3 protein-coding genes and 1 pseudogene are annotated in these 5369 nt (G+C 38.9%); all 4 read right to left on the minus strand.

What is annotated here, in order from left to right:
- Positions 1-2213, minus strand: a 2213-nt coding sequence (locus V7K32_RS05950; protein ID WP_334991205.1) for a two-partner secretion domain-containing protein, incomplete at its 3' end; no start/stop codon positions are given.
- Between the two features lie 12 nt (positions 2214-2225).
- Positions 2226-2717 carry a VOC family protein gene (locus tag V7K32_RS05955; protein ID WP_334991208.1) on the minus strand — a complete coding sequence of 164 codons (492 nt, stop codon included), beginning with the start codon at positions 2715-2717 and terminating at the stop codon, positions 2226-2228.
- Positions 2718-2929: 212 nt separating this feature from the next.
- The gene (locus tag V7K32_RS05960) at positions 2930-4681 is read right to left on the minus strand and encodes a ShlB/FhaC/HecB family hemolysin secretion/activation protein (protein WP_334991210.1); all 1752 of its coding nucleotides are present in this window, start codon (positions 4679-4681) and stop codon (positions 2930-2932) included.
- Positions 4682-4997: 316 nt separating this feature from the next.
- A pseudogene (locus V7K32_RS05965) lies at positions 4998-5369 on the minus strand (hypothetical protein); the annotation flags it as partial.

Consider the following 5369-nt stretch of genomic DNA (forward strand, 5'->3'; position numbering starts at 1 on the left):
TGAACGTTACCACCACGTCCCTTATAAGCATTAGCTGTGATCCGACTGTTTCCTAAAGCAGCTAAGATATCTGTATTGACAATGATATTACCACCATCGCCATTAGTACCTTGTGTACCAGCAGTTGCAGAGATGATGCCATCTTGTAATTGCAAATAATTTGAGTTGATGCCAATATCACCACCTTGACCAATAGCAGTGGTTGCAGCAATACTCCCGTTGTTTATAATGTCAATCGTATTTGATTTAATCTGAAGCTTGCCTGCATTGCCGGAGCCATCATTTCTGACACTGACTTCAGCGCCATTGATAACATTTAAGCGTCCAGTATAAAGGCTTATACTTCCCGCATCCCCCGTGGGAGTTGCTGGTACTCTACTAAATCTTGTCCTTAAACTCTCGGGTAAAATATTGGCTGATGAATCTATAGAACTAGAATTCATTGAATTTGAATCTTTTCCTGAAACTTCAATTGAATTAAAACTATTTATAGTGATATTGCCAGCATTTCCAGATGAGACTGTGCTTGTAGATACAGTTGCCCCATCTCGGATAACCATCTGGGGAGTATAAATTTCTAATTTGCCAGCATTGCCGCTACCAAAGGTAGCAGCATTAATTGAGCTAGCTCCAACAGAACCCGAACCGCCTGTTATTTCTATTAATGTTTTTGCATTTACAAAAACATCACCACCGCTTCCCAGATTAAAAGTTGTGGAGCCTAAGCTACTTCCATTTTTAATTGTGATGTTTTCTGCTAGTAAATTTACATCGCCAGCCTTTCCATGAGAGCTAGAAGCCGTAGTCATTACTCCGTTATTTTCTAATATTAAATTTCCTATTCTTCCAACAATATCACCACCATCTCCGTAATTAATATAAGTGAATGTATTAATAGCACCATAGCCAAAAGGATTAACAGGTGATGGAGGAGAGCCAATAATTTTTAAAGAATCGTCAGCATTTACTGCTACCTTGCCACCTGGGGCATCAGTAAAGGTGGTAGTAGCTATTTGCCCTCCCTCAATAGCAAGATTCTTTGCATGAATTTCAATATCTTCACCCGGTGTCTTCCCAAAATTACTAGTAAAAATAGCGCTGAGACTAAGCTGTGTTGAATCTTTAATCTCTAAAAGATTAGAAGCGTTTATAGTTATTTTTGCATTTTGCTTATAACCCTGGTTTTGACTAAACACCAAGGAGCCATCCAATATTCTTGTCTCACGCCCTTGGATATTAATAGTGTTTCCTGTACCTTCTAGGCTGTTAACGTAAACTAAGGAATTTTGTGATAAATTTATATCTCTAAAACTAGGGACTTTTTCGTAGTTAAATAACCATCCATTATTTACTTGCCTAATGCTAACCTCTCCTTTGTCAACGCTTCCTAGTTCAATTCTTCCATTTTTTGTACTAATAATTCCTCCATTTAATAATACATCTCCTCCTATTAAAGCTAAAGTTTTCTTAGCATTAACCTGTAAGCCATCATTAGTAAACTTGCTAGCGTCTAGAGGAAGTCTGAAATCAGAAGCTGGAATAATAAGCCCCGTGCCTAGCACCCGAATTGATTCTGAATTACCCCTAAATTGAAGACTAGTGGGTACACTAATACTCAGCAGTGGTTTAGCTTGTGGATTTGTCGCCCTGAATTGAAAACCATCAGCAAAGTTGATACTATTTGCTGTGCTGCCAAGAAATGAACCACCAATATCCAAGCGTGCGTTTGGACCAAAAATAATTCCATTGGGATTGATCAGAAATAAGTTAGCTACACCATTGGCACGAATTAATCCATCAATATTAGAAGCTGATTTGCCAGTTACACGACTAATAATGTTTTGAATATCAGCAGTATTGTTAAAGAAAGCAGTGCTACCCTTCATGACAGAAAAGCTTTGGAAGCTGTGAAATAAATTGTTTCCTGCTTGAGTACCTCCTTCAATAACCGTAGTATCTGTCTCTAGTCTTGTGGTACTGTTTTTGGGTAAAGCTATATCTGGGGTTATTTGAGCGTTACATGGAAAAACAGTTAAAGAATAAATAAATGTTGATGCTGTAACTATTTTTAGAAAACAATAATGTTTGCTTTTCATTTTATTTGGGAGGATGGTTGAAAACTTCGATTTCAAGCAAAAAAAAGCAAAAATTTGTATTTTTGCTCCTGTTAAATCATTCCCAAAGTTGTGATTTAACTTCAGAGGTGAAAGCAACTTAGTAGAAGTCTACGACTGGATTAGACTATGTTGTAAATCTAATACTGGATCGCCCAATGCACGAACATTTGCAGCAAATTCTAATAATATACCATTCGGATCAAAGAAATAAAACGAGGAAATAAAATCTGCTCTTGAAATTGGAGTTACTTGCACACCCTGGGCAATTAGGTTTTCTCTGTATTCCTCTAGTTTTTCTAATGGAACATTAAAAGCTACATGATTCATTGAAGCATGTGCAGTAGCGATATTTCCTGTAAGATGAGCATCTGGACTCATAGATGCTATCCCTGGTGCTGCTTCAGGTGCATTTGGAAACCAGAAAAAAGCTAAAGCTCCTCCATTTCCAATGTCAAAGAAAAAATGTTTCCCACCATTCGGCATTTCCATTATTTTAATAAGAGAAAGTCCAAGAGTAGTAGTGTAAAAGTCTATAGTATTTTTTACATCTTTGCAAACCAAAGCCAAATGATTGATATTACCTAATTCAAATTCTTTCATACTACTAATGTATTTACTTCAAAATGTATGCGAAATCTTAGATTTCAAGTTGAAATATACTTGAGCTATAGGTTATAAATTCAAGCTTAATGCCAATTTTTATGACATAATTTTTGCGAACTTTATTCCCGCCAAAAATAGGAAATAGTTGCTATGCTCCTTGAATTTATTCAACCGTATTAACAGTAAACTCTAGTCAGTATAACAGGATTTTAGTTCTGAAAATACTCAAAAGAAAAGTAAATTCCATTTTCCTGCCATGTTCTATCTGGCTGGTCAATAGATACAAGAGGAATGCTGTAGTCAAGACGAGCGGTAAAGCTCGCGCCTTGCGACCAGCGCAATCCCACACCAACGTCAGCAAGAGTATCAGGGCTGTTGGTGTTAGCAGTTTTGCTTACTGAATTATTCCAGACAACACCAAAATCAGTAAATGGAATAAGTTGCAATATCCCGTTTATCTTAGGTATACGAAATACTGGAACTTGTACGTCAGCCGAAGCAAAAGCACCATTATCAGCCAACAGTAAATCTTGACGATAGCCACGTACACTTTCAATTCCACCCAGACTAAACTGTTCTAGAGGTACAAGCGATCTAGTTGCTAATTGAGCATTTAAACCAAGTAACAGCAGGGTGTCAGGAGCTAATAATCGTAACCACTGCGCTTGTAAGAGCCAAGAGAAAAAGCGGCTATCAGGAGCATCTTGATTAACTGTGGCATTAAATGCATCTAGCCCCAAGTTAAATTGATCTCGCAGCGCCAAGACTTGAATGCTACCACGAGTAGTCCACTCCTGGAAAAATCGCAATGCGGATACTCTAGTCTTTCCTTGGTCATTAGCTCCCAATTGAGGAAAAGGAACTTGCTCTCCTAATGGAGCATAATTGGCTTCGCTTTCTCGTCGGGAGGCGGTTAGGCCAAGAGCAAATTCTTGTGTGGGAGTTTGGACTATCGGGAAGCGGAATGTCAGTTCATAATATCTGGAAGCGGATTTGATATTTAAGATGTCGAAAGGATGTTCGATAACACTGCTGTTGCCAGTCCCATAGTTAAAAGAGAGGGTTCCGTTATTAGGACTGAGGGGCAGTGTGTAACTGCCATAAAAAAAGTTGCTAGCGTCAGTATTGCTGTAACCAACGCTTAAACTATCTCCCAGTCCCAGTAAGTTAGCTTCACTGACTTGTATTCGGCGTTGGAAACTGCCAATACTAGGGGATCGTGCATTGTCCAAAATTACTTGGGTACTAAAAGTTTTCGCCTCTACAACTTCTACGACTAGCTTAATCTCATTAGGAACATTCCCATGTCGCAAATCAGCAGATAAGTTTTGAATCAAAGGATTGAGCTTTAACAGTTGCAATGACCTTAGCAAACGCTGTTCATTGAGAGGGCCATTATTTCCTGCTGCTATACGACGAAGAATATAACTTTTGTTTAAGCGTTGTGTACCTACGATTTCAATATCCCTCAGATTAGTTTCGACTATCTGAATCTTAGCGACACCAGACCGGATTTTTTGAGGTGGAATATAAGCGCCACACCGAATGTATCCTTTACTGATGTAGAGATCGGTAATTTTCTGTCGTGCAAGATATAGATCATCGAGTGTGATCGGGCGATTGGTGAATTCTTCAAGAAGTTTATCTATTTGTTGGTGGCTAAAAACTGTGCCGCCAAGAACTTCAAACCGATTCACAGTAAAAGTTTCTCTAATTACGTCAGGAAACTGTTCTTCAGGATTAGGAGTTGAAGGTGGAAGAAGTTGTAAAGGTGTAGGCAGTTGCTGTGGTTGTGGTGTTGGCAGAGGGGTAGTAGAAGGTGGTTGGATATCTCTAGGGACAACTTGGGGGATTGTCGGGGGACGTGCTGAAATTTGTGCTTTTAATGGTTTAGAAACTATGCCGTTAAGCAGCATAAATACGACAAAAGCAGCAATTGTTTTCGGAAATTTAACTGTCATTAATAAAGGGGGAACATTGATCCAGGATGGTCATATTCAAATAGCTACAACCAGTCGGGTCAGCACTTGTTTTTCTAGCTTGAGGCTGCTGATTGCTGGCAATAAGGTGGATTATACCAGCAAATTATTTTTCCGGGAAGTATTTTAAATTTCTAAATATTGAATCAGATTTTTTGCTTAGAGTTAAAAACCGAAAATATATGCTTATCAGCTTGATATTAGTCACCAAAAATTAAAAGGCACTTAAAATCAAGAATAGAGCGAGAGACTAGAACCTGGGAATTTGTATATTAGTGCAGCTAATTACTTAGATAAACTAAAAAAACCGGGGTGTATGAACATATTTAAAGTTAGTGTCGCCCTTGTAACCAGAAGCCTTTGCTAAATCTTTGAGATTTTGTACGCCACTATACTGATGGTCATTGATGACCCAAGTGGGAATACCAGGAATATTGGCAGCTTCACACCAATCAGGATGAGCGTTTAAACCACGGCGATCGATCGCCTCCGGTGGGCGGGGTACGGTATCGCACTCCACTTTGATACTGTCGTTGATTATTTGATATGCTTCTTTGCGAAAGAGTAGTTTTTGTTCATGACAGTGAGGACACCACCAAGCGACGTATTCCTTAGCATTGGTGTTCACCAAATGGTGTGCCAGAGATAGTTCTGCCTTGGTGGAAGTGGT

This window comes from Nostoc sp. (assembly GCF_036917635.1).
Lineage (GTDB): Bacteria > Cyanobacteriota > Cyanobacteriia > Cyanobacteriales > Nostocaceae > Nostoc.